This is a genomic window from Colwellia sp. F1, from assembly GCF_056238625.1.
In genome coordinates this window covers 1-2,911 of the sequence record NZ_JBWDLI010000063.1, presented here as the reverse complement: position 1 = coordinate 2,911, position 2,911 = coordinate 1, and the positions used below count along the sequence as shown (strand labels likewise).

General features: G+C 46.9%; 3 protein-coding genes. 2 read left to right on the top strand and 1 reads right to left on the bottom strand.

The features are described 5' to 3' along the window. On the top strand, positions 1-598 hold a 598-nt coding region (locus tag AC0UA9_RS17180; protein WP_475661928.1), incomplete at its 5' end, for an IS3 family transposase. 221 nt (positions 599-819) lie between these two features. On the opposite strand, the gene AC0UA9_RS17175 is transcribed toward AC0UA9_RS17180, so the two are convergent. Then, entirely contained in the window at positions 820-1,032 is a 213-nt protein-coding gene (locus AC0UA9_RS17175) for an antitoxin Xre/MbcA/ParS toxin-binding domain-containing protein (RefSeq protein ID WP_457943740.1), read from the bottom strand. Positions 1,033-1,861: 829 nt separating this feature from the next. On the opposite strand from AC0UA9_RS17175, the gene AC0UA9_RS17170 reads away from it, so the two are divergent. Further along, positions 1,862-2,074, top strand: coding sequence for a hypothetical protein (locus tag AC0UA9_RS17170; protein WP_051430478.1), 213 nt, complete (start codon positions 1,862-1,864; stop codon positions 2,072-2,074). The last annotated feature ends 837 nt before the right edge of the window (positions 2,075-2,911 follow it).

Here is a 2,911-nt window from a genome sequence, read left to right as displayed (position 1 = left end):
GCGACAAGGCCTGCGTGCTAAAGCTGCCCGTAAGTTCAAGGCCACCACAAACTCTCGACATTCGCTACCTGTTGCGCCAAACCTGCTAGAGCAAGACTTCAGGGCTTCAGCCCCTAATCAAAAGTGGGTGGGTGATATCACCTACTTGGCGACGGGTGAAGGTTGGCTTTATCTTGCTGTGCTAATTGATCTTTACTCTCGCAAAGTCGTTGGTTGGGCAATGAGCGAGCGTATGACGGCAGATCTTGTCTGTGATGCACTACAAATGGCGCTATGGAAACGTAAAATGCCAACAGGCGTGATCGTCCATTCAGATCGAGGTGGTCAGTACTGTTCGACGCTGTATCAGTCGCTACTGACGCGACATGAACTCAAGTGCAGTATGAGCGCGAAAGGCAACTGTTATGATAACGCCTGTGCCGAAAGCTTCTTTCACAGCCTCAAGGTGGAAGCGATCCACGGCGAGAACTTTAAAACGCGAGATATGATGAGACGCCAGGTGTTTGAATACATCGAACTGGACTACAACAAGCAACGACGGCACAGTGCTATAGGGATGATCAGCCCAGAGGCGTTTGAAGTCCGAATGATCGCTTAAACGAGTGTCCACTGTTGCTGGGTAAGATCAGAGGATGGCAGGAAGCAGTACAAGGTCTCGCCGGAGTTATTGAGACCTCTCCGGGACGTGAAGTAGGTCAACTACGTCTTGGAATGAACGCTTACTACACATCAGACTTTCAGGCATTGTCACACTCCCTTCCAGCAGAAATCGTCACTTCAACGCTTACTATAGTGTGTTTCCTTCAGCAGACATAATTGTCATGTATAAACTCCCCACTCAATCTGGGTTATTAGGTCCAGTACCTGTTGGGCATCCTCTTTCACAACATCAATGGGACGCCTCCAGTCAAGACCCATTGCTTCTTTATGCAGCCACTCGTCTGCCGCACTTCGATCACCGCCGAACAAATTAATCGCTGCTCTCCAGACGATTACGGCGGAGTCATTTTCTGGTTCGTCAGTGTATTGCATTATCCAACTCTCCTATTATGCAGACAGCTCTGTTCAATTATCTGTCGCTTTCGTGTATTGTCAAAAGCAGCATAATATGAAAAACCTAGTGAAGTAGTTGGTGCTACATTAGGCGAAAGGTCAATTTATTGCGCAACTTGATAAGCAAGTAAATCCGCTACCTACGAAGCCGATTTCCCGAGGCGAGATCATGAGCGATCTGCATTCTTCCTGACGATTACCCTGAGCTACGCTTGATCTGCTGGCATCGCCCTCGTGAGAGGCCTTAATTTATTTAGAGAACACCCACTTCATAGAGCGTTTTCCCGGAGGTCATTCAACCCGACGCTCATAATATTGCGAGACAGGAAGGCAATTCATTAGCAACCGCTCATGAGTAGCGTAAAGAAATCTTTGCAGACGATCAATGATTACAGGATGCTAACTAAAAAACCTAACTGGGATCGAAAACCAAAGCTAATCGCTATAGCTCGAACGAAAATCGACGAGATATTGCATGAGATGTATTTACCAGAGCTGCGCCCATTAGTGAAATGGCAAGCTTGGAAAAGGTTAGCTAAAATCTCATATTTAAGCTCTAACAAACGCTAAATTAGAGTCCATCAGAGACACAACCGACTGGTCGTTGAACTGTGCGATGGTGCCTACCACGGTTTTCACGCCTGAGAAAAACAAATAATGAGGCGTAACCTAAACATCCTAAATGGGTCTACGTATGCCAACTTTCTCACCTGATACTATGGCTATTATCCTTCCTCTCAGCATTTTGTTCGCTGCTTCGCTTTTGTTCGGCGTTGGTCTTGTCTGGGCTCGCTTTCGTGATCGACAAATGCAAGTATGCCTACAGCTTGAGCGCTCTGCTCAAGCTATCTTGGATCAGATTGAACCGTGGGCAGGCTCCCAAGCTGCTGCCTGGGAGTGGTATCAAACATATCCCATAGCGCCCCTTGGCGGGCAAACAGCCGAGCAATTAGTTGCTCAGGGAAGGACTCACGAGGTGATGGTCTACTTAGCTCATATTCGTCAAGGTGGCTACGCCTAGCACGATTTATTATTCAATTATCACCTCGACTGGCCACGTAAAAAACCCGAAAGGCACTTCTATGGCCTCGAACACAGATTTCCATTACACCAGAGCCAACGCTTGGTATCAGACGAAAAATCGTCTGGCTGATCTCCAGACTGAATTTTGTCTATCCGAACTCCCACTTCTCTCTTCGCATCCAGAAGGAAGTTGCGCAGCCTATCCTTAGAGTCTCCAACGAATGCAACAGGTTTCTTGCGCACTACGCTGACTCCTCATTTTTCTTGATGGTTATATCGATATAATAGAATTTTCAATCAAATAGCTTAAGCTTGATGTTGAAAACCACGAGGTGCTAATGCTCCATTAGGTTCCGCTTACTCATAAATCACGTCTATCGTGAGACTTGGTCTTACCCAGCAACAGTAGCCACATCAGACCGCTCGAAGGGCGAAAGCCGCGAGTTGTTTCATGCAACACAAGAACTTCGGCAGCTATGGATTTAAAGGTTGACCAAGTTATCATCCTGCAATATTTGGGTAGCAAAAGGAGCCTACCCACATGTTGGGAACCCGCAGCATTTGAACTGATGCTCTATAGCACCGTCAAAAGGGGTATCAGAGAAGGGTTGGCTTTCGCCGACAAGCAATTACACCCCATTCTTGCAGGACAGGGGGTTTTCGGAGCACTTTATGGACTACGAATATGCAATTGTGAAAGTCGAAGAAGGCATTGGCACTCTGCTTTGTAACCGCTGTGGCATTGTCATTGCCCAGGGTATTAAACACGAAGACAGGGAACACTACTGTACAATGTGTATGAGCGGTAATTGCAAGGCAAAATTCAAGAAAGACA

Excerpts from the sequence above, each read along its gene's own strand:
- AC0UA9_RS17175 (WP_457943740.1), bottom strand. The coding sequence starts at position 1,032 with ATGCAATACACTGACGAACCAGAAAATGACTCCGCCGTAATCGTCTGG.
- AC0UA9_RS17170 (WP_051430478.1), top strand. The coding sequence starts at position 1,862 with ATGCAAGTATGCCTACAGCTTGAGCGCTCTGCTCAAGCTATCTTGGAT.